Origin of the sequence: Shimia marina (assembly GCF_001458175.1) — a bacterium.
In the GTDB taxonomy this organism is placed as follows: domain Bacteria; phylum Pseudomonadota; class Alphaproteobacteria; order Rhodobacterales; family Rhodobacteraceae; genus Shimia; species Shimia marina.
This window is the reverse complement of the sequence record NZ_CYPW01000004.1, coordinates 101,258-124,592: the sequence shown is the minus strand read 5'-3', so window position 1 is coordinate 124,592 and position 23,335 is coordinate 101,258. Positions and strand designations below refer to the sequence as shown.

At 58.0% G+C, this 23,335-nt stretch carries 24 protein-coding genes and 1 tRNA gene; 5 read left to right on the top strand and 20 right to left on the bottom strand.

The annotated features are described in order from the left end of the window. Positions 1–368 precede the first annotated feature (368 nt). The 5 genes from SHM7688_RS01875 to SHM7688_RS01855 all read right to left on the bottom strand — a co-directional run bounded on the left by SHM7688_RS01875 (position 369) and on the right by SHM7688_RS01855 (position 5,434). Entirely contained in the window at positions 369–1,142 is a 774-nt protein-coding gene (locus SHM7688_RS01875; protein ID WP_058238325.1) for a DUF3800 domain-containing protein, read from the bottom strand. Positions 1,143–1,724: 582 nt separating this feature from the next. Next, positions 1,725–1,801: transfer RNA gene (locus tag SHM7688_RS01870), tRNA-Arg, on the bottom strand. A 62-nt stretch (positions 1,802–1,863) separates the two neighbouring features. Continuing rightward, on the bottom strand, positions 1,864–3,252 hold the full coding sequence (locus SHM7688_RS01865; RefSeq protein ID WP_058238324.1) for a sensor histidine kinase: 1,389 nt from the start codon (positions 3,250–3,252) through the stop codon (positions 1,864–1,866). 19 nt (positions 3,253–3,271) lie between these two features. Continuing rightward, complete coding sequence (locus tag SHM7688_RS01860; protein WP_058238323.1) at positions 3,272–4,690, bottom strand: dihydrolipoyl dehydrogenase family protein; 1,419 nt, start codon at positions 4,688–4,690, stop codon at positions 3,272–3,274. Positions 4,691–4,693: 3 nt separating this feature from the next. Further along, positions 4,694–5,434: a TVP38/TMEM64 family protein gene (locus SHM7688_RS01855; RefSeq protein ID WP_058238334.1), complete on the bottom strand. Its 741-nt coding sequence runs from the start codon at positions 5,432–5,434 to the stop codon at positions 4,694–4,696. 410 nt (positions 5,435–5,844) lie between these two features. Here SHM7688_RS01855 and rpmH point away from each other — a divergent pair, with 410 nt between their 5' ends. The 5 genes from rpmH to SHM7688_RS01825 all read left to right on the top strand — a co-directional run bounded on the left by rpmH (position 5,845) and on the right by SHM7688_RS01825 (position 8,808). Beyond that, entirely contained in the window at positions 5,845–5,979 is a 135-nt protein-coding gene (gene rpmH, locus SHM7688_RS01845; protein WP_005980833.1) for a 50S ribosomal protein L34, read from the top strand. Between the two features lie 32 nt (positions 5,980–6,011). Continuing rightward, entirely contained in the window at positions 6,012–6,461 is a 450-nt protein-coding gene (gene rnpA, locus SHM7688_RS01840; RefSeq protein ID WP_058238321.1) for a ribonuclease P protein component, read from the top strand. A gap of 266 nt (positions 6,462–6,727) precedes the next feature. Next, positions 6,728–7,591 (top strand): acetylglutamate kinase, encoded by an 864-nt coding sequence (gene argB / locus SHM7688_RS01835; protein WP_058238320.1) that lies wholly within the window; start codon positions 6,728–6,730, stop codon positions 7,589–7,591. A gap of 93 nt (positions 7,592–7,684) precedes the next feature. Continuing rightward, complete coding sequence (locus tag SHM7688_RS01830; RefSeq protein WP_058238319.1) at positions 7,685–8,311, top strand: 4Fe-4S dicluster domain-containing protein; 627 nt, start codon at positions 7,685–7,687, stop codon at positions 8,309–8,311. Further along, positions 8,308–8,808: a SixA phosphatase family protein gene (locus SHM7688_RS01825; RefSeq protein ID WP_058238318.1), complete on the top strand. Its 501-nt coding sequence runs from the start codon at positions 8,308–8,310 to the stop codon at positions 8,806–8,808. The genes SHM7688_RS01830 and SHM7688_RS01825 overlap by 4 nt, the downstream gene beginning before the upstream one ends. A gap of 73 nt (positions 8,809–8,881) precedes the next feature. Here the strand turns inward: SHM7688_RS01825 and SHM7688_RS01820 are convergent, their stop codons facing one another. From SHM7688_RS01820 to rpsM, 15 genes are all read right to left on the bottom strand, one after another. Beyond that, the gene (locus tag SHM7688_RS01820) at positions 8,882–9,673 is read right to left on the bottom strand and encodes an amino acid ABC transporter ATP-binding protein (protein ID WP_058238317.1); all 792 of its coding nucleotides are present in this window, start codon (positions 9,671–9,673) and stop codon (positions 8,882–8,884) included. A gap of 14 nt (positions 9,674–9,687) precedes the next feature. Next, the gene (locus SHM7688_RS01815; protein WP_058238316.1) at positions 9,688–10,983 is read right to left on the bottom strand and encodes an amino acid ABC transporter permease; all 1,296 of its coding nucleotides are present in this window, start codon (positions 10,981–10,983) and stop codon (positions 9,688–9,690) included. Positions 10,984–10,986: 3 nt separating this feature from the next. Continuing rightward, entirely contained in the window at positions 10,987–12,219 is a 1,233-nt protein-coding gene (locus SHM7688_RS01810) for an amino acid ABC transporter permease (protein WP_058238315.1), read from the bottom strand. A gap of 123 nt (positions 12,220–12,342) precedes the next feature. Beyond that, entirely contained in the window at positions 12,343–13,359 is a 1,017-nt protein-coding gene (locus tag SHM7688_RS01805; RefSeq protein ID WP_058238314.1) for an amino acid ABC transporter substrate-binding protein, read from the bottom strand. A 199-nt stretch (positions 13,360–13,558) separates the two neighbouring features. Continuing rightward, positions 13,559–14,269 carry an ATP12 family chaperone protein gene (locus SHM7688_RS01800; protein WP_058238333.1) on the bottom strand — a complete coding sequence of 237 codons (711 nt, stop codon included), beginning with the start codon at positions 14,267–14,269 and terminating at the stop codon, positions 13,559–13,561. Beyond that, complete coding sequence (locus SHM7688_RS01795) at positions 14,269–14,943, bottom strand: HAD-IA family hydrolase (RefSeq protein WP_058238313.1); 675 nt, start codon at positions 14,941–14,943, stop codon at positions 14,269–14,271. The genes SHM7688_RS01800 and SHM7688_RS01795 overlap by 1 nt, the downstream gene beginning before the upstream one ends. 77 nt (positions 14,944–15,020) lie before the next feature. After that, a complete protein-coding gene (locus tag SHM7688_RS01790) occupies positions 15,021–16,067 on the bottom strand; it encodes an RluA family pseudouridine synthase (protein WP_058238312.1) in 1,047 nt (348 codons plus the stop codon). Beyond that, the gene (crcB, locus tag SHM7688_RS01785) at positions 16,064–16,453 is read right to left on the bottom strand and encodes a fluoride efflux transporter CrcB (protein WP_058238311.1); all 390 of its coding nucleotides are present in this window, start codon (positions 16,451–16,453) and stop codon (positions 16,064–16,066) included. The genes SHM7688_RS01790 and crcB overlap by 4 nt, the downstream gene beginning before the upstream one ends. Positions 16,454–16,567: 114 nt before the next feature. Next, positions 16,568–17,890, bottom strand: coding sequence for a replication-associated recombination protein A (locus SHM7688_RS01780; RefSeq protein ID WP_058238310.1), 1,323 nt, complete (start codon positions 17,888–17,890; stop codon positions 16,568–16,570). A gap of 11 nt (positions 17,891–17,901) precedes the next feature. Then, complete coding sequence (locus SHM7688_RS01775) at positions 17,902–19,284, bottom strand: trypsin-like peptidase domain-containing protein (RefSeq protein ID WP_058238309.1); 1,383 nt, start codon at positions 19,282–19,284, stop codon at positions 17,902–17,904. A gap of 75 nt (positions 19,285–19,359) precedes the next feature. Continuing rightward, complete coding sequence (locus SHM7688_RS01770) at positions 19,360–20,529, bottom strand: NAD(P)/FAD-dependent oxidoreductase (RefSeq protein WP_058238308.1); 1,170 nt, start codon at positions 20,527–20,529, stop codon at positions 19,360–19,362. Between the two features lie 137 nt (positions 20,530–20,666). Continuing rightward, positions 20,667–21,086 (bottom strand): 50S ribosomal protein L17, encoded by a 420-nt coding sequence (rplQ, locus tag SHM7688_RS01765; protein WP_058238307.1) that lies wholly within the window; start codon positions 21,084–21,086, stop codon positions 20,667–20,669. A 164-nt stretch (positions 21,087–21,250) separates the two neighbouring features. After that, positions 21,251–22,267 (bottom strand): DNA-directed RNA polymerase subunit alpha, encoded by a 1,017-nt coding sequence (locus SHM7688_RS01760; protein WP_058238306.1) that lies wholly within the window; start codon positions 22,265–22,267, stop codon positions 21,251–21,253. Positions 22,268–22,383: 116 nt separating this feature from the next. Next, positions 22,384–22,773: a 30S ribosomal protein S11 gene (gene rpsK, locus SHM7688_RS01755; RefSeq protein WP_058238305.1), complete on the bottom strand. Its 390-nt coding sequence runs from the start codon at positions 22,771–22,773 to the stop codon at positions 22,384–22,386. Between the two features lie 15 nt (positions 22,774–22,788). Further along, complete coding sequence (gene rpsM / locus SHM7688_RS01750; protein ID WP_058238304.1) at positions 22,789–23,157, bottom strand: 30S ribosomal protein S13; 369 nt, start codon at positions 23,155–23,157, stop codon at positions 22,789–22,791. Between the last annotated feature and the right edge of the window lie 178 nt (positions 23,158–23,335).

Here is a 23,335-nt window from a genome sequence, read left to right as displayed (position 1 = left end):
CTCAGCAGGCCTTGACCGCAACCTAATCACAAGAAAGAAACAGGAACGGATTCTACATCCAAACGGCCCGGATCAAGGGGCTGGGTCAGAACTATTCAACGATACTCTGCCAACGGTCGCTTATCCCGCATGGACGAAATTAGAAGTGTTCCCCAAAAGCTGATCGCAGAACGACAAGAGGGAACTTCTTGCTAGGTGCTTTTGGTGGACGTCGGGTTTGTGCCAACGCAAGGAACACCATTCAACTGTCAGCGCCATCTGAACATCCGACCCCAAACCTAACTTGGTTTCGCGCTCGCAGCGAATGACGGCAAAGCGGGCTGCGACCGCAGCAACCCCACCAGTCAGTGAACGGCGGCTGTGGGCCGTCAATGGATGCAGCCAAGATAATTCTCGCCAAATCGCTCCATGGCGGCGTTAGAAATTCGTTCTCCTGCACTATCATCGATGAACAAGCCCCAAGGGTAGACGTCGACATTTGCTAGATCGAAGCCGTCTATTGGGTTTTGTTTGTTCTTGGCCAAGAAGGCGTAACGAATACCCGCCCACATCTCAAAACCGAGTTCGACCTTTAGGCCATCATAGACGCTGTCTCCAAGCATATCGAGAACCACTTTCTTGGTCACCTCGCCGAGCGTCTCAAGCAGCATTGTGCTACAAGTATGTGCAACAATATCAGCTAACTGAATGCCTATGTGCATTCGCGAGTCTTGCTCGAAATGGAATTCGCAGCATCCAAGGGCGGATTCTCTTTCAACCAAGCCACCCGCAGCTTTAGTTGATTGGAACAGTCCCTGGTCAAAAAATACCTTGTGTGACTGCCCTTCAAGACTGGGATGAGACAAAGCAGAGCTCAGTAGCCTGAGTGCCGCGGGTCCCAGCCTTTTGTCTCCGTCCACAACGCAAACAGCAATTTTGCATTGCCTTCCAATGAACGACTTTAAGTCAGCTCTTAAGCCTTGAATCTGTCGGTCTCCCGCCATTTTTGCCGAAGATTTGTACTCAAACTCTCTGGGATCATATCCATGTTTCCGAAAGACAGTGCTGAGACGCTTTGTCGGATCAGTGTCGCAGATTACAAATGCAGCCAGCGAAAAACCAACACGATGGTGTTTACTGTCGTCTAAGTAAAAGTAAGCCATGCAGTCAAAGTATGCGCGCCGAGGTTGTTCTAAAAGGTTGTTCTCGGGGGTTTTCGAAATTTCGCGACTGTGGAAGTGCGAATGCCGGCTTTGCAGTTCCGCGTCATTGCACGCCCCTGTCGCTACAATGACCGGTCTGGGCCGTTCGTGTTATTACGCAGCGCTCATCATCGTCGGCACAAATAGTGATTTCTGAAGTGCGACGTCGGTTGTGGTGGGGCTTATCGCCCCGCCGCTTTTGTTTTGTGGGCCAGCGGGATTTGGACAAGCCAAACGCCCCTGGCCGTCAGGGTGAGGGCGCTGCCCTCCCCCTCGGGCAACCCTATTAGACAGGGCCGTGTCCTCGGCTACGCCTGCGGGCCGCACCACCCCTGTCGAATAGCATTGCCTCGCCCCCTCCAGCGTTCGCCACGTGGCAGATCAGCAGGAGCAGGCGGCTTCGCCGACTGAACCTGCAAATCAGCCCTGATTTTCCGAAAGGGAAGTCAGATCAATCGAAACAGCCTGCGGGAGCAAAATGGAAATGTTGGGTCAGTTTATGACGCAAAGGGCAAAGTCATGTGACGTGCAACAGGAAGTTAGTGGCGCTCTGGGGAGGATTCGAACCCCCGACCCCTTGATTCGTAGTCAAGTACTCTATCCAGCTGAGCTACCAGAGCGCGGTGTGAGGGGCGGTTTAAAGTGAACTCTCAGGGGGCGCAAGAGCAAAAAGTAAGAAAAATCATTTTATCGAAACTTCCCCCTTCGGAAGGCATATTTCAAAGGCTGTTCCGGTCGCATCGGTCTGCGCCAATTTGAGAACACCCCCATGGCCGCGCACCAATTCTGAGGAGATTGCCAGCCCCAAACCGGTGCCGCCCTTGCGAATCCCACCTTGAAACGGCGTGAAGAGATGCTCTTGTGCCTTGGGCGGCAGTCCCGGCCCCGTGTCGCGCACCACAATCATCCAGCACTCTTCTGATTCTCCGACAGAAACCGCGATCTCCCCGGGCTTGCCACTGGCCACGATGGCCTGGCGTGCATTGCGCACGAGATTGGACACCACGCGATACATTTGCTCTGGATCAGCCCGCACCACGAGCCCTGCGGGAATGTCCTCGGCAAAACTCAAATCATAGTCTTCCACCGCCAGACGCTCGCTGGCGATCACATCCGCCACCATCTCCCCGATGGCAAAGCGGGTGAGCGTCGGCGCAGGCTCCTCTGCCTTACCAAAGGCCAATGTGCCTTCACAGAGGTTCACCGCGCGGGTGATCGAATTCACCAGCTTGGGGGCGAGCCGCGTCACCAGCGGGTCCTCACTGCTTTCGATGCGATCCGTAAACAGCTGCGCCGAGGTCAGGATATTGCGCAGATCATGGCTCACCTTGGCCACAGCGCCGCCCAGCTGCGCCAGACGCTCCTTTTGCTTCAGTGCCGCCGTCAGCTCGGTTTGAAGCTTCAGCAGGGCCTCCTCGGCCTCCCGCAGCTCCGTGACACCAGAGCGCGGCGTGATCACGCTGCGCGCATCTTCCGGCGCCGCAGAATAGCTCTGCATATAGCTCACCACGCTCTTGATCGGCCGCACCAGAATCGCCCGCACCGCCAGAAACAGCAAAAACGCCGTCACGATCGAGATCACAGCCGACAGCGCCAGAACCCGCACGCCGTAGTCGATCATCGCCGCCCGTAAATCCTGCGTGCCCATGGTCACCTCAATCAGCAACCCGGCATCCTGCACCGGCGCGCCAATCACCCGCACCACACGCTCACTGCGGTCAAACAACTGCATCATGGCATCTTTGATCAGCACACCCGCGGTGGCCCCGCGCATGTCATAGGTCTCGCTGATCGGCTCCGGGATGGGAGAACTCAGGATGAGCTGGCGCATTTCATCCCGCCGCAGCACCACGTTGTACACGCCCGCATTTTTGAGGAGCTCCTCCTCCAGATCCATGTCGATCATATCGTCCGCCAGCAAAGCCAGCGAGGCAATCTGCGCCCGCTCCAGCCTGAGCAGGAGATAATCTTCGCGATAGCGCGCCACGGAGGGCACAAAAATAAGGACTTCCGCCAGCATCACAAAGATGACCGTCAGGATCAAAAAACGACCTGAGAGCGTATTGAGCATAATAGGTTGACCGTTCTGGTTACGGCAGCCAGCGCTGTATCAAGCCGACCACCCGTTTGACCTTAGGATTATCAAACAGTTGGGGCGAGAAATAGGCCCCTGCAACCCGCTTGTTGATTTCTCCCACCGTTGGATAGGGCGCAACCATGCCCGCAACCGCGCTCATCTTGAGCTTATTGGCAATCACCAGCGCCCAGAGATTGACAAGCTCCCCAGCCTGCGGCCCGACAATTGACACCCCAACCGGGCGACCTTTGACAACCATCGCCTTGATCAGCCCATAGGCATTGCGCTCTGCAATCAGGCGGTCGTTGTGGTGGCTTTCAAACCGCGTCACGGTGAGCTTATCGCCATATTGCGCCCGCGCCTCCGCCTCGGTGAGACCAATCTGCGCCAACTCCGGGTCGGTATAGGTGGCGTAAGGAATATGATCTGTGCGCGCCTTGGCCGGCAGGCCAAACAGTGCAGAGCGCACAATCACGCCCGCATGATAGCCCGCAACATGGGTAAACTGCGCGCCACCGGCCACATCCCCAATCGCATAGACCCGCCGGTTTGTTGTCTTCATCGACGCATCTACGGTGATGCCCGTCTTGTGGGTTTCAATGCCGGCAGCTTCAAGGTTCAGCCGGCTCATATTGGCCCGACGTCCCACGGCCACCAACAGATGGGAGCCTGTAAAACTGCGCCCATCTTCGGTGTCCACCGTGATCACGCCGCCCTCTTGCGTGATCGACTTGGCCAGCGCCTCTTCTGCAATCTCTACGCCCTCACCGCGCAGCCGGTCCAGCACGATTGCCGCCATCTCCGGATCATCACGTCCCAGCGCCTTAGCACCTTCAATCACCGTCACCTTGATGCCCAGCCGCACATGCGCCTGCGCCATCTCCATGCCAATTGGGCCACCGCCAATGATCAACAGATGCTCGGGCGTGTCGGTCAGATCAAACAGCGTTTCATTGGTCAGATAAGGCACCTGATCCAGACCGGGAATCGGCGGCACCAGCGGGCTGGAACCGGTGGCGATCACCACCCGGCGCGCCGTGATCTGATGGTCTCCGGCCTGCACCACCGACGGGCTGATAAAGCTGCCATAGTCCCTGATCACCCGCACACCAAAGCCTTCAAAACGCTCCTGACTGTCCATCGGCTCAATCTGTGCGATCACCTCTTTGACATGGGCTTTCGCCGCGGCGTAATCGATCTGCGGTTCCTGCCCCGCCACACCAAAGACCCCGGCCTTTGTCATGCCATGTGCCGCCTTGCCGCTGGCCAGCAGAGCTTTGGAGGGCACGCAGCCAAAATTCAGGCAATCGCCGCCCATCTTATGGCCTTCCAGCAGAACAACATCTGCCCCCATCTGTGCCGCGCCTGCGGCCACAGACAGGCCGCCAGAGCCAGCGCCAATCACCAGCAAATCCGTTTTGATCTGTTCCATGTGTTACAGCGCCTCTTTGCCGCGAATGCGTTTCAAAACAATTGGCAAACATGCCAGCGCCGCCAGGCCCAGAATGGGCAAAAGCACATGCGGCTCAAAAATAATCCCAAGATCAGGCGTTTCACCACGGGCAAAGACTTCGCCCAGGCCTGCACCAACGGAGGTATAAACCAGTCCACCGGGAATGATGCCTACAAAGGTCGACACAACGTAGCGCCACAAAGGCACGCCCACCAAAGCCGGGATCAGATTGGCCACAAAGAAGGGCACCACAGGCACCAACCGGATGATGAAGAGCATCGACCACTGATTTTCATCAATACCCTGCTTGAGCGCTTTGATGCGCCCTTCGCCAGAATCAAGTTTGGCAGACATGCGTTCGCCAAATCCCCAGCTGGCCGCCATAAAGACCAGGGTCGCGCCAATCGTGGCCGCACCCACATTGTAAAGCACGCCCGGAAAAGTCCCAAAGAGGAAGCCCCCCGTCAGTGTGGCAATGGTTGCCCCCGGTAAAGAGAACCCCGCAATCACCACGTAAAACGACATGAAGGCCAGCACAGCCAGACCATAATGGGCATCACGATAGGCGATCAGCATCTCGCGATTGTCGCGCAGCGTCTCAAAATTCAGGTAGTCCCCCAAAGCCCAGGCCCCAACCACGGCCCCTACGGCCAATGCAGCCAGCGGCAACAGGCGGGCCCATTTTGATTTGCTCTCTGTGGTGGTCTCAGTCACGTCAGCCATCTTCGCGTCCATTTATCCCGTTCTTCCCACAACATGCGTTACGCCCCGGTAAAACAACAGGCACCTCACGCGCGCTTGATCAGCCGCCGAGCTTTTGTGAGGAAAACCATGTGAGTCGTAACAAATCCCTGCACATTCATGCGCCAAGGTGACATATCGGGCATTGGCACAGTGCCCGCGGCGTGGGAAACACCGGAAATCTGAGCCACATATGACCCCATTCCGCCGTTCGGGCCGCTGGATCCAGTCTTTTGCACCTTACGCTTGCCTTTTTGTGCAAAAACCCCCAACAGGCGTTTGACTTATCCCCCTGCCCCGTCTATTGACCGGGCTTCGAATAGACAGGCTCCGCGAATCTTTCGCTTGATCGACTTGCCGGCGCCTCCACACTTTGTAACGGAGACGGAGCGATGAAACGCACCTACCAACCTTCGAACCTGGTTCGTAAACGCCGCCACGGCTTCCGTGCGCGCATGGCCACCAAAGCTGGTCGCAAGATCCTGAACGCACGCCGCGCACGCGGTCGTAAGTCGCTGAGCGCATAAGCGCGCGATTGTCCCAAGGGACCGTTTGAAAAATGACACCGCCGGAGACCCCCATGGATGGCACCGCCACTCCCGGGACAGCGTCTCCGGCGGTTTTTCTTTGTGCAGATGACACATTGCATGTGCTAAAAAAGCGCAGCGCCTTTCTCGCCGCCGCCCGCGCCCGCAAACAAGGCACAAAGGCGATGATGATTCAGGCCCGCAAACGCCGCGACGACGAGGATGTGGATCCCTCCGTCATCCGCATGGGCTTCACCTGCTCCAAGAAGGTCGGCAATGCCGTGGCCCGCAACCGTGCCAAGCGTCGGATGCGCGAGGTCGCCCGCGCCGTGCTGCCCTCCTGCGGCAAACCCGGCTGGGACTACGTTCTGATCGGGCGCAAAGATGAGACTGCCGCGCGGGATCTTCTGGCCCTGCAAAGCGATCTCAAGTGGGCGCTGCGCAAACTGCACGCGCCCAAGCCGCCGCGCACACCCCGCTAACTTTCCCAAATGCGATTTTTCGCGCTCGTCACAGTCTATCACAGCCCTGCGCGCGCCCCTGTGCCGGGCGCCGTGTCGGCGCGTTAACGTTTTGCGCCCTCTGAAAAGAGCACCGCCGCGATACCGACGCATTACAGGCGCAATACAGATGTTCCAAATCGGGTTAATTTCACCCTTTTTGCACAAATTGGAGCTTCAATCCGCCATTGCGCCTTGGCACTCCTGCTCAGAGCAGGTAACAGGCTCAGTCAAAGAGGTCAGCCAAGATGAAGACACAAGAGATGAACCGCGATTGGATCGCCACCGCCCGTACCCTGTCCCAAGCCCTGCCATATCTTCAGCGCTACACCGGCGCGACGGTGGTGATTAAGCTTGGTGGCCACGCCATGGGCTCTGATGAAGCGATGGATGATTTTGCCCGCGACGTGGTTCTGATGCGTCAGGTCGGCATCAACCCCGTGATAGTGCACGGCGGTGGCCCGATGATCAATGCGATGCTGGAACGCCTTGAAATCAAATCTGATTTTGTGAACGGCAAACGGGTGACCGATGCCGCCACAGTGGAAGTTGTGGAAATGGTGCTCTCCGGTGTGGTCAACAAACGCATCGTGCAGGCCATCAACCGTCAGGGCGGAAAGGCCGTGGGTCTCTCCGGCAAGGATGCCAACCTCATGGTCTGTGATCAGACCAACCCGGATCTGGGCTTTGTGGGCACCCCTGCCGATATGAACCCTGCGATTCTGCATGAACTCTTCGCCAATGACACCATCCCGGTGATCGCCCCCCTCGGCGCGGGCCGCAATGGCGAAACCTTCAACGTCAACGGCGACACCGCCGCAGGCGCCATTGCCGGCGCTCTGGCCGCCGATCGCCTGCTTCTGCTGACAGATGTGGCTGGCGTTAAAAATGCCGATGGCGATGTTCTGACAGAGCTGAAAGCCCAACAAATCCGCGATCTTACAGAAGAGGGCGTCATTGCCGGTGGCATGATTCCCAAGACAGAGACCGCACTGGCCGCCATCGACAAAGGCGTGCGCGCTGTGGTCATCCTCGATGGTCGCGCGCCGAATGCCTGCCTTCTGGAGCTCTTCACCGAACATGGCGCAGGCTCGTTGATCCGACAGGACTGACCCCTCTATCGAGCGCGCCATCTTCGAAGGTGACAGGGGTGGCGCGAGCTGGCAGGCTCTCTTCACGGCCATAGACCACCGTTAAGAGTAGACATGCACCTTGCTGAGATCGACAGACTGGCCCATGCACATGGGCTGCACATCATGGGCACGGCTCATCACAAAGGAGCGGTTGTTCTGCTGGGCACGGCCCCCGATTTCTGGCCGATCTTCAGCGCCTCTGCGGAAGCCCAGGATGGCTTGACTGACCCGATGGACCGCTGGTCCAAACGTGTGATCGGGGCCATCGCCCAAACGCTTGGAGCGACCGCACAGTTTCCTTCAGACGGCCCGCCCTTTCCCCCCTTTATCCGCTGGGCCTTTGACAGCAATCGCTTTTTCCAGAGCCCTGTCGGCATGCTCGTGCATGACACGGCTGGTATGATGATCTCGCTGCGCGGCGCTTTGCTGTTTGACGAAACCTTGCCGGACAGCACGCCAGTGCTGCAATCCTCCCCCTGCTCCCAATGCCCGGCACCCTGCTCCACCGCCTGCCCGGTCAATGCGCTCAGCGCCGACGCGGCGTATGATGTCGAAAAATGTCACAGCTTTCTGGATACAGAATCGAGTCAATCCTGCATGACGCGCGGCTGCATCGCCCGGCGCGCCTGCCCCCTGTCTGACGGTGCAGGCCGCAGCGACGCGCAATCCGCCTTTCACATGAGGGCCTTTCATCCATGAGCTGCATATTGATCCTGATGCGCCACGCCAAATCAAGTTGGTCAGATCCTTGGCAGGCGGATCATGCCCGCCCCCTGAACAAGCGCGGCCGCGCCTCTGCCAAAGCCCTGGCTGGGTGGATTAAAGACAACGCCCTGCTGCCAGACGAGGTGCTCTGCTCCACATCAGAGCGCACCCGCGAAACCCTTGCTCGCCTCGCCCTGACACCCAATACCGCGCCCCGCTTCGAAGAGCGCCTCTACCTCGCCGCCCCAAACACGATGTGGCAGCTGCTGACATCCGCCACCGGCAGCACAGTGCTGATGATCGGTCACAATCCGGGCATCGCCAGCTTCGCGGCAGAGCTTGCATCAAAGCCCCCAAAACATCTCCGTTTTCAGGATTACCCAACCGGCGCGACGACGGTGTTTCACTTTGATTGTGCCCACTGGCAAGAGATCCAACCACACACGGGGCAAATCCAAGCCTTTACCCTCCCCCGCGAGCTGCTGGCATGAGATCTGGCAAAAGAAAAAAGCCGCGATGCATCCATCGCGGCTTTTGTTACTTTCACTTCTCGCCTTCAGCGTCTCAGTGGCCGAGGATCTGGCTGAGGAACAACTTGGTCCGGTCGCTCTTGGGATTGTTAAAGAACTCTTCCGGCTCATTCTGTTCCACGATCTGCCCCTGATCCATAAAGATCACACGGTTCGCTACCTGACGGGCAAAGCCCATTTCGTGGGTCACACAGAGCATGGTCATGCCCTCTTCCGCGAGCTCGATCATGGTATCGAGCACCTCTTTGATCATCTCCGGATCAAGAGCGGAGGTCGGCTCGTCAAACAGCATGATACGCGGCTTCATGCACAGCGACCGCGCGATCGCCACACGCTGCTGCTGACCACCGGAAAGCTGGCCTGGATACTTCAGAGCCTGATCCGGAATTTTCACCTTCTCAAGGAAGTGCATCGCGATCTCTTCAGCTTCCTTCTTGGGTGTTTTCCGCACCCAGATCGGCGCCAACGTACAGTTTTCCAAAATCGTCAGATGCGGGAAGAGGTTGAAGTGCTGAAAGCACATGCCAACTTCTGAGCGGATCTTATCGATGTTTTTCAGATCACTGGTCAGCTCCGTACCATCCACGACGATATCCCCGGACTGGTGCTCTTCCAGGCGGTTGATACAGCGGATCAGCGTGGATTTACCGGAGCCAGACGGCCCCGCAATCACAATACGCTCACCTTCATTGACGGTCAGGTTGATGTCGCGCAACACGTGGAACGACCCGTACCACTTGTTCATGTTAGAGATTTGGATCGCAACCTGATCGCTCACCTGCATTTTGGAGCGGTCGATTGCGCGGTCAGACATAAGTTCAGACATAGGTGAACTCCTTCTTAGTGGCCTTTGTGCAGCTTGCGCTCAAGCCACTGGGAATATTGAGAAATGCCGTAGCAGACGACAAAGAACAGAAGCGCGGCAAATCCGAAAAGCTCCCAATACACGCCGTTCCACTCCGTGGAGGCGAGGATGGGGCCACGGATCATACCAACCAGATCAAACATGGAAATCACCGACACGAGCGTCGTATCCTTGAACAGGCCAACGGCCACGTTCACGATGCCCGGGATCGAGATCTTCAACGCTTGTGGCAGAATGATCAGCCGCATGGCTTGTGGGTAATCCAGACCAAGGCTGTCTGCGGCCTCATATTGTCCCTTCGGAAGCGCTGCGAGCCCGCCGCGGATCACCTCAGCGATATAGGCTGCGGAGAACATGGTGATCATAATCACCACACGCAGGAACAGGTCAACTGTGCTCTCTGGTGGGAAGAAATACGCCAGCATCACCGAAGCCACAAACAGCAGTGTGATCAGAGGCACACCCCGAATGAACTCGATGAAGACCACGCAGATCCCCTTGATCAGAGGCATGTCTGACTGACGCCCCAGCGCAAGCGCAATGCCCAGCGGGATGGACAGCGACACACAGGTCACCCCCAGCATCAGGTTCAACATGAACCCACCAAGGTCACGTGACGGCACCGCAGGCAGCAACGCATTGTCAGAGGCCCCATCCGGGATCAGCGCGCCCCCAACTGTCCAGACAACCAGAGCGACCGCAATCCCCCCGAAAAATCCAACCGCGAAAGAAGAGCGACCAAACTTCTGAAACACGACGGCCGCAGCCACAAAGCCAACAAAGACCACCAGAGGCGCCAGGATAGTGCCACCCCAAATGAGCCAGAAGGCAATGAAAGGGTACACGGCCGTGAACAACAGCAGTTTGCGCGGCAGATCAAAGAACAGCACAGGCGCAATCGCCACCAGCATCAGCACAAAGGCCAGATTCGGGCGCCAATAGGCGTCAGCCGGATATTTGAAACCGTAAATCAGCTGATGCCACCGCTCGGTCAGTACAGAGAAACAAGCGCCGGTTTTGCCCTGCAAAACCTCGCGACATTCCGACAGAGAGCTGGTTGTCCAGATCCCGTTGAAAATCCACGGCAGGGTCGCCGCCAGCACCAGATAGATCAGATACAGCGCCACAACGGTCAGCACACCATTGGTCACGCTGGAAAACAGGTTTTCGCGCAGCCATTTGACCACACCCGTTTCGCGCGCAGGCGGCGGGCTTTGTGGGATCACTTCTGTGGCGACAAAAGCGACAGAGTTGTTTTGAGAGTCAGACATGTCTCAGCGCTCCTTCAGTTTCACAGAAGAGTTGTAGATGTTCATCGCCATCGAAATCAGCAGAGAGGCTGTGAGATAGAACAGCATCAGCAAAAGCACACACTCAATGGCGCGACCTGTTTGGTTGAGCGTAATGCCTCCCAAAGTCGCCGTGATATCCGCATAGCCCACCAGAATGGCCAGAGAGGTATTCTTGGTGATGTTGAGATAGTTGGAAATCAACGGCGGAATGATCACACGCAGCGCCTGTGGCAAGATCACGAGGTTCATCACGCGATTGGCACGCAAACCCAAAGCGGCAGCCGCCTCAGTTTGGCCTTTAGAAACCGCCTGAATACCCGCACGCACGTTCTCGGCAATGAAGGCACCGGTGTAGATCGACAGCGCGAACCACAGCGCAATCAATGGGCCACCAATCTTGATACCGCCCTTAAAGTTGAAGCCCTTCAGCGCGGGGATCTCCCAGGACAGGCCCATAATCACCATGAGCAGCACAAATGGCACCAGCCAAATTGCCAGCTTGATCCACAATGTGTTTGGTCGCTGCCCTGTCATCTCCTGTTTCTGGTTCGCCCAGCGGGTCACGCTCCGGGCACCAATCCAGGAGCCGATCAAACCCGCGATGACCAGAAGCCAATTGAGTGTTGGGTTGCCAAAAATGCCGTTCTCAAACCAAGGCATGGGGATGTAGATCCCGCGATTGGTGAACGCGAACCTATCAAACAGCATGCTTGAGGTCGCATTGTCCCCGCGGAAGGCACGCGGCCCCGGCATCACCGATGTCATGATCGTGTAGATAATCAAAATCCAGATCAGTACGGGAATGTTGCGGAAGATTTCGACGTAAAACGCCATCACCTTGGACACAAGCCAGTTGTTGGACAGACGCAGCACACCGGCGATCACACCAAACACCGTTGCCGTGATACAAGCCAAAAAGGCGACCAGCAGCGTGTTCAAAATTCCAACCAGCGCAGCGCGCGCATGCGAGGATTGGCTGTCGTACTCAACCAATCTCTGGTTAATATCATATCCCGCAGGGTCAGACATGAAGCTCAAAGAGATGTTGAGACCAGCAGCGCGCAGGTTCTGAGCCAGGTTGCCCCCCAGTTCCCAGATCGCAAGCGCAAGCACAATCGCTGCAATCGCCTGGAAGGTGAGGCTGCGGTACCGGGTGTCATTGAGGAGCATAGATAGCCGAAACGACTCCCTAGGAGGGTCGGTCAAATTGGTCATATAGGATCTTCCCCGTTCGTCGGCCTTTTTATGCGGCGTCTCAATGCGCCATGGCCGATTATTGTTGTTGGGTCATAAAAGCGAAAAGGGCGCGGAGTGTCCCGCGCCCTTTCCGTGATGTGTTTAGCGGAAGGGCGGAGAGTAGATCAGGCCGCCATCTGTCCACTGAGCGTTCAGGCCACGGGCCAGACCGATCGGGGTGGATTCACCGATGTTGCCTTCAAAAAGCTCGGCATAGTTACCGCCAGCCATGATGGCTTTCTTCGCCCAGTCAGCGTCCAGACCCAGCATCTCACCCAGAGTGCCTTCGGTGCCCAGCAGACGGTTCACTTCAGGGTTATTGGTACCTGCGGCCATCTCACCGATGTTCGCGGAGGTCACGCCCAGCTCTTCTGCAGTGATCAGAGCATTCAGAGACCAGCGTACCACGTCACCCCAGTTGTCGTCGCCATGACGTACCAGCGGGCCGAGCGGCTCTTTGGAGATGATTTCTGGCAGCAGGATATGCGCTGCTGGATCTTCAAACGTCGCACGTGTCGCCGCCAGGCCGGATGCGTCGGTGGTATACACGTCACAAGCGCCAGACAGGTACTGCTGCTGAGATTCAGCGTTGGTTTCTACTGGTACCGGCTCATAGCTGATGTTGTTGGAGCGGAAGAAATCCGCCAGGTTCAGCTCGGTGGTGGTGCCGGTCTGGATACATACGGTCGCGCCGTCCAGTTCCTTCGCGGAGGACACGCCCAGCTCTTTTGGCACCATGAAGCCCTGGCCGTCATAGTAGTTCACGCCAACGAAGGTGAACTTCAGGTCAACGTCGCGGCTGAAGGTCCAGGTGGTGTTACGGGCCAGCATATCAATCTCGCCGGACGCCAGCGCGGTGAAGCGGGTCTTACCGGTGGTTGGAACAAACTCAACCGCTTTTGGGTCTCCCAGCACAGCAGCAGCAACCGCGCGGCAGATGCCGACATCAAAGCCGCCCCACTCGCCATTGGCGTCAGGTGCTGCAAAGCCAACCAGACCGGTGGTCACACCACAGTTCAGCTTGCCGCGTGCTTTAACGTCATCGAGCGTGCCAGCGGCAGCTGCACCGGCCGCCAGGCCCGCAACAGTCAACGCACCAAAAACTACGGATTTTTTCATTTTTACCTCTTCCTGTTTACCCACCCTTTGAAGGTGGTTTTAGGCCACTCCCGGCCGTAGATAGATGCTCAGAGACAACACCCCCCTCACATCAAGGGCAGTGTGATCCCATTCATCGCCAAACGTCAAGAGGTCCATCACGGAATACAATCAATGCCGCCTCAAAAGGCCTGAGCACGCTTCCGGGCACAATGTTTGATTAGGTTTTGGCCATTTTGAAAAAGGCATAAGCATTTGTGAATGCTTCAAATTTCTTACCTGCCTCAACCGCAGCCTCTTCGTCGCGGCCCCACTGCTCTTCTTGCCAGCGCTCATCCACACGCGACAGCTCCCAAAGCGCGTCAATATCCATAAAATCACGGGCTGCAGCGAATCCGAGGATCAGCGAACCGGAGATCCCCACGAGATCGTGAAAGGCTGCGAGTTCAAAGTTATCAAAGCCATGCACCTCTTGGCGCAACAGCTCCAGCGCGCCTTCGTCTTGGGGTTGAAACATCACCCCAGCAACAGAGGTCAACTGCGCACCCAGTTCTTCTGCGGCCCAGAGCAAAAGCGGATCCCAAGCCTCCGCCTGTCGCGCAATCAATTCCGCCGGAGAGGTCGCGCGGTAGCACAACAGATCACTGCCGCCATATTCGGCCAACATATCAGCCACTTCCGCATGCTGGACGGCAACTTTATCAATCGCTGCGTTGGCTGCGCGTGTCACCGGCATCGTCGTTGGGTCAATCTCCCCCTCTTGCGCCTCCCACTCCGCCGCCATGGCTTGCGCCATGGCCTCGGTTGGCACAACCAACGCCGCTTTGGCGGGGGTTTTCACCGCGCGCCCATCAAGGAAAACGCCGAAGCCTCCGTCAACCGCCTGCCAGCTGGTCTCTTTCCAAAACCGTTTCTTTGCCCAACCGCTCATCATTGATGCTCCCAAATGCCCGTCAATGTGTCCTCAAGCTCTTGAAAGCTTGCCACAATTTTCTGTGCCGCGCGCAGCTCTGCGTTGGGGTGATAGCCCCAATCCACACCAATGCCCGTCACACCGGCCGCCGCTGCCATATCCATGTCATAACTGGTGTCGCCAATCATCACCGCGTCCTGCGCCGCAACACCCGCTTCCGCCAGCGCAGTCTCAATCATAGAGGGATGGGGTTTGGAAGGATGATCGTCTGACACCTGCGTGGTCACAAAAACTCCTTTCAGATCATGGCCCTCAATCAGCTTGTCCAGACCACGCCGGGATTTGCCAGTGGCCACGCCCAACACAACATCTTCGCGGGTATTCAGGCGCATCAACGTCTCTCGCGCGCCCTCAAAAAACGGAGAGGACTGCGCCACCCCCAAAGCCGCACGGCGCTGCATATAGCCCGCCTTGTAGCCCTCAACCAAACGCGCCCGCAGGTCCGGCGCCCCTTCGGGATAGAGCTTGAAGATCGCCGCATCCAACGACAGCCCGACAATGCCCAATGTCGCTTGCCGCGCAGGCGGTGTCAGCCCTTCCCCCGTAAAAGCCAGATCCATGGCTTCCACGATCAGGCCCTGACTGTCCACCAGCGTGCCATCGACATCAAAGATAACCAGCTTCAGCCGCATATCATCACCTCATTCCCCTGCCGTGCGCCGCCTCTCAGCTCCGCAAAGGCGGCCCGCTGCAGCCACCAACACCACGTCTAGCGCAGGCTCTCAAACGGATCCTCCGCCGCCAGATCCTCGGTCCAGCCAAAGGTGTCCCAGGTCAGCTTCATATGATCGGGCAGGCCCGCTGTGACGGTCACATGCTTGCGCGTCACCGGATGTTCAAAGGACATCGAGCGCGCATGCAGGTGCAGCTTGTTGGAAATGATCCCACCAAGCTTGGCCCCCCAGCCATCACCAAGGTTCTCCTGACCAGAGCCGCCATATTTGCCATCGCCCACAATGGGGTGGCCAATTTCAGCCATATGCGCCCGCAACTGGTGGCTGCGTCCGGTGATCGGTTCCATCGCAACCCAGGCCGCACGCCCGGCCACACGGTAGAGCGTTGCATATTGCGTGATCGCCCGTTTGGCACCCGGTGTCCGGTCCACCTCACGCGGATGCACGGCAATCATCTTCTCGCCTTCGCCCCGCGCGCCATGGCCAGCGGCCTTGACCAGACCATATTTGATCTCGCCCAGATAGGGCGTTGGCACCCCAGCAACCACAGCCCAGTAGATTTTACGGGTCTGCTTGTGTCGGATCGCCTCAGTCAGCGCCTGCGCCACCGCCCGCGTGCGCGCCAGCAACAAAACCCCAGAGGTGTCCTTATCAAGACGATGCACCAGACGCGGTTTCTCCTCAAAGCCAAACCGCAGTGCCTCTGCAAGCCCATCCACATGACGGGTCTGTTTGCTGCCCCCCTGCGTCGGCAGTCCCGGAGGTTTGTTAAGCGCAATGATCTGATCATCGCGATAGATCACACAGCTCTGGATCAGCTTTTCATCCGCAGCAGAGACCTTGGGCTTGGCAGGCATCGCTGGCTTCTCTCCCGGAGCAGGCAAAGGCGGCACCCGCACAGATTGCCCCTCCTGCACGCGGCTGTTGGCCTTGACCCGACCCCCATCCACGCGGATTTCGCCCTTGCGGCACATCTTTTCAATCTGCCCCTGCCCCACATGCGGAAAACGCCGTTTGAACCACCGGTCCAACCGCTGCTCTCCTTCATCCGCATCCACGGTCACAGTCTGTACTCGGCTCATGCCAAAATTCCTCGTGTCACAACCATCCCCAGCATCAGCGCGCCCACCGCGCCCGCCACGGACAGCCCTACATAGAGCGTCGCAGTCCCATAGGCACCGCGCTCCATCAAAGTCACCGTTTCCAGCGAGAACGCCGAAAACGTCGTAAACCCGCCAAGCAGCCCGGTCATGATCAAAGGGGATAAATGCGTCAGACCACGCTGTGCAGCCAGCACCACAAAAGCGCCCATCAGAAAAGAGCCCACCACATTCACCGTCACGATCGCCAGCGGAAAACCCTGCCAGAGCCCCTGCCCGACAAGCCGTATCACGCCAATGCCGACAAGATAGCGCAACGCGGCGCCCACCGCACCGCCCAAGGCCACATATACAAGGTTCAAAATCATCCAGCGTCTCTGTGCGCTTTGCCCCGCAATGTCAAGAAAACCCCTGCTTCATTTGACTGTAAATATCCCGGGGAGGAGGCACAGCACCGCTGTGCCGGAGGGGCTGGCCCCTCCTCAGCCCTGCCGCTTGCTGCGCAGTTTCGCGAAATACTCCATGCGCCGTTTCAACTCGCGCTCATAGCCACGCTCCACCGGCGTATAGAGCACCGGGCGTTTGATCCCTTCCGGGAAATAGTTCTGTCCCGAAAACCCATCTTCTGCGTCATGGTCATACTGATAGCCCTCGCCATAGCCCTGATCCGCCATCAGAGAGGTCGGCGCGTTCAGGATATGTTTGGGCGGAGGTTCTGATCCGGTCTTCTTGGCCAAGGCCCGCGCCGCCTTATAGGCTGCATAGCCTGCGTTGGTCTTGGGAGCGAGCGCGAGATAAATCACCGCCTGCGCCAGCGCCAACTCACCTTCCGGACTGCCCAGCCGCTCATAGGTCTCCCAGGCATTCAGACAGACCCCCTGCGCCTGCGGATCAGCCAGCGCAATATCCTCACAGGCCATACGGGTGATCCGACGCGCCAGAAAGCGCGGGTCTTCGCCCCCTTCCAGCATGCGCGCATACCAATACAGCGCCGCCTCCGGGTCTGAGCCACGCACAGATTTATGCAATGCAGAAATCAGGCTGTAATGCTCATCGCCAGATTTGTCGTATTTCGCCGCCCGCCGCATCAGCCGCGTCGCCAGCGCATCGCTGTCAAGCTTCCCCGGCACCGACCAGGCCATGACCTGTTCAATCAAATTGAGCAAGGCACGGCCGTCGCCATCCGCCATTTCCAAAAGCGCCTCGCGCGCCATGCCATCCAGTGGCAACGCTTTGCCAACCTCTTGTTCCGCGCGCTGCGCGAGATGCTCCAGATCGGCCAGCGACAGCCGCTCCAGCACCAGAACCTGTGCACGAGAGAGCACCGCCGCATTCAACTCAAAAGACGGGTTCTCCGTTGTGGCCCCCACCAGAAGAATGGTGCCATCTTCCATATGAGGCAAAAACCCATCCTGCTGGGCTTTGTTGAAGCGGTGGATTTCATCCACAAACAACAGCGTGCCTTTGCCGTTGGCACGCCGCAGCTTGGCCGCTTCAAAGACTTTGCGCAGCTCCGGAACTCCGGTGAAAATCGCGCTGATCTGCACAAAATGCAGATCCGTCTCATCCGCCAGAAGCCGGGCAATCGTGGTTTTGCCCACACCCGGCGGCCCCCAGAAAACCAGCGAGCTGAGGGAGCCTGACGACAGCATCACCCCCAAAGGCGCCTCCGCGCCCAGAACCTGCTGCTGTCCAATCACCTCTCCCAAAGCCTTGGGCCGCAGTCGATCGGCCAGCGGCCGGGGCGCTTCACCTTGCGCCACCACACCATTGTCCGCAGAGGGGCTATCAAACAGATCCGCCATACCGCCGGTCCTTACAGTCTAAACCGCATGACAACGCGCTGGGTGCCGCGCTGCACTTCCAAAGTCAGCCGCTTGCGCGCATCGCGCAGCGCTTTTTCGGCGTCTTTTGTTGTCACAATCGGCGTGCCGTCGATTTCACGCAGTACGTCCCCAGCCCCAAGGCCCAGACGCGCGCCCACATCGCCGGGCGTTTCAACCACCACGCCTTCAAGGTTCAGCGGCAGACCAAATTCTCCCAGCACCGCCGGGTTGATGTTGGACATCACCATCCCGGGAATGGCTGACCGCCGCCCGGTCTCCACCGTCTCGCGCGCAGGCGTGTCAGGCGCAACAGCCATCTTCACCACCCGCGTTTGCACCTCGCCATCCCGTACCATTTCCACATTCACATCGCTGCCAAGCCCGGCCACAGACATGCGGAAAATCATCTCCGCAGGAGTATTCACCGGCAAACCATCGAGCGCCACAATCACATCACCCGGCTCCATACCTGCGGCCAGAAAGGGACTCGCGTCATGCAGCGCAGAGACCACAATGCCGCCCGCGCGCCGCAGCCCCAGACCTTCGGCCATATCCGCATCCACGGGCTGACCAAACATGCCCGCCCAAGGCCGCTGAAAACTCTCAAAGCCGCTGCGAGCCTGCTCGACAAATTGCGCCACAAGCCGCGCGGGGATCGCAAAACCGATCCCATTCGAGCCGCCAGAACGCGTCAGAATAGAGGTGTTAATGCCAATCAGATCACCGTTGACGTCAATCAGCGCACCGCCAGAATTGCCCGGGTTGATCGCCGCATCGGTCTGAATGAAATAGCCACGCGCATTGCCCGTCGCCACGCCGGAGCGCGCCAGCCCTGAGACAATCCCGCTGGTCACAGTCTGCCCGACCCCAAAGGGGTTGCCAATCGCCATCACCAACTCGCCCACATCCACATTGTCGCTGTCACGCAATGTGAGAAACGGCAGACCCTCCGCATCCTTCAGCTTCAGAATGGCCAGATCGCTCTCTTCATCCGACAAAAGCACTTCGGCGGTGTATTCCGTCCGATCATTGAGCTGAACCCGAATATCCGTCGACATGCCCACCACGTGATAGTTGGACACGACAATGCCATCCTCTGACAGGATCACACCAGACCCCAGCGAGTTTTCAACCCGCGGCTGACTATTGCCAAAGCCCCGGAAGAATTGGTCAAAAAACGGATCCCCCGTAAAAGGGCTCTGACGCACCTGCACAATCTGCTTGGCAAAAATATTCACCACCGCCGGAGCCGCTTCTTTCACCAGAGGCGCAAACCCAAGGGAAATTTCCGCCTGTGATTGCGGAATTTTTGTCTCCGCCATCAGCGGTGTCGCCACCGCTAGAACACAGGCGATCAACGCAGAACGGATCATGCAAAGTCCTCTCTTTGGTCCAGCCTCAGATATGCGCAGCCGTTACCGTGATTGCAAGCGCGCTCCCGTCGCTGATCAAGGCAGAAAATCCGCGTCATATCCCTGAGCAGCCAGATCACCGCCCTGTGCAAGTATGGCCCCCAAGCGGCCAATCTCATCCGCACATTTGGCCCCCGCACCATTGCCGCCCGTTAACACCACACTGCGCTCAGACGCCGAATAGATCAAAGGCTTGCCAGATGGGCTGAAGGAGGTGACACAGCTGCCATGGCGCACACCGCGACAGGCCAATCCGGGCATCAGATCCTGCAATTGCGCAGCCAGCATTGCCGCCACAGCCGCATCGCCGCCTCCGCGGAACCAGTCCTTGAGTTCCGCAACCGTGTCCAGAGCATGATCCTCAGGATCCCCGCCGATTTTGAGATAGGTCTTCCCATCTGGATAGGGCACCGGGGGCAACACATAGCTGTCCCGATCCGTGCCCGGCGGCACATAGACCAGCGATGGCATCTCTTGCAGCCGCCGCGCTTCTGCCGCATCGATCTCCAGAAAGGCAATGGTGCGCGCATAAGATGTGAGAGGCACAGGCGCGGGCAACAGTGTGTCTGCTTTGGAGAATGCCCCGCAGGCGATCACCACCCGCGCGGCCTTGAAACGCGCACCATTGGCGCAGCGCACCTCCACATGGGCCGCGCTCTCCGCCACTCCGACAGCTTCTGTCTGATACCAAATCACCCCATTGGCTTGCGCCAGCGCAATTTCCGCAGCCACATGCGCACGCGGATTGATCCAGCCGCCGTCGCGCTCATAAAGCGCGCGCACCCCGTCTGGGAAGGAGAAAAACGGGAAGCGCGCCTTCAAACCCTGCCCCTGATAGCTTTCATAGACCGTGCCGAGGTCATCCGCCACGGCAACCGTATCGCGTATAAAGGCGCTGCCCACACCCTCTTCAACGCCCGCCATCAAGGCCCCCACCGGATGGAACACCGGCTTTGCCGCCGCGCCCTCCAACACCGGGTAGCGGGTCATGGCCACATCGGCAAACCGCGCCCAATCCCGGTCGCTGGCCAGACGGCGCGTGATCCGCGCCTCATCATAGTGGCTGCCAAACACGCCGCTGTGAGTTGCGCCGTCGGCGGGTTCAGCCGGGCCAACCAACACAACATCCGCCCCCATCTCTGCCAGATGGCGCGCGCAAGCACTGCCCCAGAGCCCCGCCCCAATCACGATCACATCACATGCCATGGTGCCACTCCCTCAAGTTGACGGCGCAACCATGGCGTGCTCTCGAAAAAAACGCCATGGGCAAACACAAATCCTCAAACAAAAAGACCCCCGCCATTCTGGCAGGGGTCCAGGCATCTGGTTGATCCAGATGGAGATTATTCTTCGGCGGCGTCTTCCGCTGCCACGCGGGCCTTGTCGGCCGCGCCTTTTGCATCAACGTCACGATCCACAAATTCGATGATCGCCATCGGCGCCATGTCACCATAGCGGAAGCCGGCTTTCATGATGCGGATGTAACCACCTTTACGCTCTGCGTAACGTGGGCCCAGAACGTCGAACAGTTTTGCAACATACTGATCTTCTTTCAGACGTGCAGCCGCCTGACGACGGGCGTGCAGGTCACCACGCTTTGCAAGCGTGATCAGCTTTTCAACGATCGGGCGCAGTTCTTTTGCCTTAGGCAGGGTGGTTTTGATCTGTTCGTGTTCGATCAAGGAACCCGCCATGTTGGCAAACAGGGCTTTACGGTGTTCGTGAGTACGGTTCAGGCGGCGATAGCCACGAGCATGACGCATTTGATGTCTCCTAATTCGCGTTTTGCTTTGTCAGACCAGTGATGCGTGTCACCGGTTCACCTTGGGGCGGAAAGCCCAGTCTTCCCCGGCACATCCGGGCATTTGTCTGTGAAGGTGCGCAATGAATGCGCACCCTACGTAGGGTGTGCCCTCTGGGCGCACCTTTAGAAGTTGTCTTCGAACTTCTTGGCCAGATCTTCGATGTTGTCTGGTGGCCAGTCCTCGACGTCCATGCCGAGGTGAAGCCCCATGCCGGACAGCACTTCTTTGATCTCGTTCAAAGACTTGCGGCCGAAGTTCGGGGTGCGCAGCATCTCTGCTTCGGTCTTCTGGATCAGATCGCCGATGTAGACAATGTTGTCGTTCTTCAGGCAGTTCGCAGAGCGTACAGACAGTTCCAGCTCGTCCACTTTCTTCAGCAGAAGCGGGTTGAACTCCAGACCATCATCTTCTTCCTGACGGCCCGCAGATTCTGGCTCATCAAAGTTCACGAAGATGGACAGCTGATCCTGCAGAATGCGCGCAGCAAAAGCCACGGCATCTTCAGGGGTGATGGAACCATCGGTTTCCACTTTCATGGTCAGCTTGTCATAGTCCAGCACCTGACCTTCACGGGTCGGCTGCACGTCATAAGACACTTTCTTGACCGGGGAGTAGATCGCATCAATTGGCATCAGACCAATAGGCGCATCTTCCGGCTTGTTCTTGTCTGCAGAGACATAGCCTTTGCCGGTGTTCACAGTCAGTTCAACATAGAGGTCTGCGCCGTCATCCAGGTGACAGATCACATGCTCTTTGTTCAGCACTTCGATGCCTGCGCTGTCAGAGATGTCCGCAGCAGTGACCGCACCCGGACCTTTTGCATTGATGGACAGACGCTTAGGGCCTTCCACTTCCATGCGCAGGGACACGCCCTTCAGGTTCAGGATGATGTCGGTCACGTCTTCACGCACACCGGCAACAGACGAAAACTCATGCAGTACGTTGTCGATCTGAACGCTGGTGATGGCCGCGCCTTGCAGCGAGCTCATCAGAACGCGGCGCAGCGCGTTGCCCAATGTCAGACCAAAGCCACGCTCCAGCGGCTCTGCCACAACAGTGGCCTGGCGCGCAGGGTCGTTGCCCGGCTTTACTTCAAGCTGGGTCGGCTTGATCAATTCTGCCCAATTCTTGTGGATCATGCGTCCCTCCATTCTTGTCTGGCTCCCATGTTCCAAATGAACCAGACGCCCGAGGTTTCAAAATGACGAAATGGGGCCGTGCAAAAACACGCGGCCCCAAAGGAATTCTGTGTCGCTTAGACGCGGCGGCGCTTTGGAGGGCGGCAGCCGTTGTGTGCGATCGGGGTCACGTCACGGATGGATGTGATGTTGAAACCGATTGCAGCCAGAGCGCGCAGCGCGGATTCACGGCCAGAACCTGGGCCCTGAACTTCCACTTCCAGCGTCTTCACACCGTGATCCTGCGCTTTTTTGCCTGCGTCTTCTGCAGCCATCTGAGCGGCATATGGGGTGGACTTACGGGAGCCCTTGAAACCCATGGAACCAGCGGAGGACCAGGAGATCGCGTTGCCCTGAACGTCAGAGATCAGGATCTTGGTGTTGTTGAACGAGGAGTTCACATGCGCAACACCAGAAGCAATGTTCTTACGCTCTTTTTTCTTCGTACGAGTCTTATCGCGTGCCATTGATCAAACCCTCCCTTACTTCTTCTTGCCGGCGATCGGCTTCGCAGGACCTTTACGGGTACGTGCGTTGGTGTGGGTACGCTGACCGCGGACCGGGAGGTTACGACGATGGCGCAGACCGCGGTAGCAGCCGAGATCCATCAGACGTTTGATGTTCATCTGCACTTCACGACGCAGGTCACCTTCAACAGTGAAGTTCGCATCGATGTGCTCGCGAATGGACAGAACTTCTGCATCAGACAGCTCGTTCACACGACGGGTTTCGTCGATGTTCACGGCAGTGCAGATTTCTTTGGCAGAGGCTGGGCCAATACCAGTGATATAAGTCAGGGCGATCGGGACCCGTTTGTGGGTCGGGATGTTTACGCCGGCAATACGTGCCACGTGTCACTTTCCTTTTCGTTGCGGTTCCGTCATTCCAGAACCTTTTTTCACAACACTGAACAGTGACAACGATGTCAGCGCGCTCAGTATTTAAGATATGATCATGTGAACGGACTACCCGCGCACAATTCGATTCTCTTGCGAGATAGCGTCAAGTAGTGGCGCAGGCCACGCACGT

What these genes read in the sequence shown, in the direction of transcription:
- rnpA (WP_058238321.1), top strand. Translation starts at nt 6,012, where the DNA reads ATGACACCGCCGGAGACCCCCATGGATGGCACCGCCACTCCCGGGACA.
- SHM7688_RS01860 (WP_058238323.1), bottom strand. Translation starts at nt 4,690, where the DNA reads ATGGAACAGATCAAAACGGATTTGCTGGTGATTGGCGCTGGCTCTGGC.
- SHM7688_RS01825 (WP_058238318.1), top strand. Translation starts at nt 8,308, where the DNA reads ATGAGCTGCATATTGATCCTGATGCGCCACGCCAAATCAAGTTGGTCA.
- crcB (WP_058238311.1), bottom strand. Translation starts at nt 16,453, where the DNA reads ATGATTTTGAACCTTGTATATGTGGCCTTGGGCGGTGCGGTGGGCGCC.
- rplQ (WP_058238307.1), bottom strand. Translation starts at nt 21,086, where the DNA reads ATGCGTCATGCTCGTGGCTATCGCCGCCTGAACCGTACTCACGAACAC.
- SHM7688_RS01780 (WP_058238310.1), bottom strand. Translation starts at nt 17,890, where the DNA reads ATGGCGGATCTGTTTGATAGCCCCTCTGCGGACAATGGTGTGGTGGCG.
- SHM7688_RS01820 (WP_058238317.1), bottom strand. Translation starts at nt 9,673, where the DNA reads ATGTCTGAACTTATGTCTGACCGCGCAATCGACCGCTCCAAAATGCAG.
- SHM7688_RS01790 (WP_058238312.1), bottom strand. Translation starts at nt 16,067, where the DNA reads ATGAGCCGAGTACAGACTGTGACCGTGGATGCGGATGAAGGAGAGCAG.
- SHM7688_RS01810 (WP_058238315.1), bottom strand. Translation starts at nt 12,219, where the DNA reads ATGACCAATTTGACCGACCCTCCTAGGGAGTCGTTTCGGCTATCTATG.
- SHM7688_RS01865 (WP_058238324.1), bottom strand. Translation starts at nt 3,252, where the DNA reads ATGCTCAATACGCTCTCAGGTCGTTTTTTGATCCTGACGGTCATCTTT.
- SHM7688_RS01795 (WP_058238313.1), bottom strand. Translation starts at nt 14,943, where the DNA reads ATGCGGCTGAAGCTGGTTATCTTTGATGTCGATGGCACGCTGGTGGAC.
- SHM7688_RS01875 (WP_058238325.1), bottom strand. Translation starts at nt 1,142, where the DNA reads ATGGCTTACTTTTACTTAGACGACAGTAAACACCATCGTGTTGGTTTT.
- rpmH (WP_005980833.1), top strand. Translation starts at nt 5,845, where the DNA reads ATGAAACGCACCTACCAACCTTCGAACCTGGTTCGTAAACGCCGCCAC.
- argB (WP_058238320.1), top strand. Translation starts at nt 6,728, where the DNA reads ATGAAGACACAAGAGATGAACCGCGATTGGATCGCCACCGCCCGTACC.
- SHM7688_RS01760 (WP_058238306.1), bottom strand. Translation starts at nt 22,267, where the DNA reads ATGATCCACAAGAATTGGGCAGAATTGATCAAGCCGACCCAGCTTGAA.
- SHM7688_RS01805 (WP_058238314.1), bottom strand. Translation starts at nt 13,359, where the DNA reads ATGAAAAAATCCGTAGTTTTTGGTGCGTTGACTGTTGCGGGCCTGGCG.
- SHM7688_RS01775 (WP_058238309.1), bottom strand. Translation starts at nt 19,284, where the DNA reads ATGATCCGTTCTGCGTTGATCGCCTGTGTTCTAGCGGTGGCGACACCG.
- rpsK (WP_058238305.1), bottom strand. Translation starts at nt 22,773, where the DNA reads ATGGCACGCGATAAGACTCGTACGAAGAAAAAAGAGCGTAAGAACATT.
- SHM7688_RS01815 (WP_058238316.1), bottom strand. Translation starts at nt 10,983, where the DNA reads ATGTCTGACTCTCAAAACAACTCTGTCGCTTTTGTCGCCACAGAAGTG.
- SHM7688_RS01830 (WP_058238319.1), top strand. Translation starts at nt 7,685, where the DNA reads ATGCACCTTGCTGAGATCGACAGACTGGCCCATGCACATGGGCTGCAC.
- SHM7688_RS01770 (WP_058238308.1), bottom strand. Translation starts at nt 20,529, where the DNA reads ATGGCATGTGATGTGATCGTGATTGGGGCGGGGCTCTGGGGCAGTGCT.
- SHM7688_RS01800 (WP_058238333.1), bottom strand. Translation starts at nt 14,269, where the DNA reads ATGAGCGGTTGGGCAAAGAAACGGTTTTGGAAAGAGACCAGCTGGCAG.
- SHM7688_RS01855 (WP_058238334.1), bottom strand. Translation starts at nt 5,434, where the DNA reads ATGGCTGACGTGACTGAGACCACCACAGAGAGCAAATCAAAATGGGCC.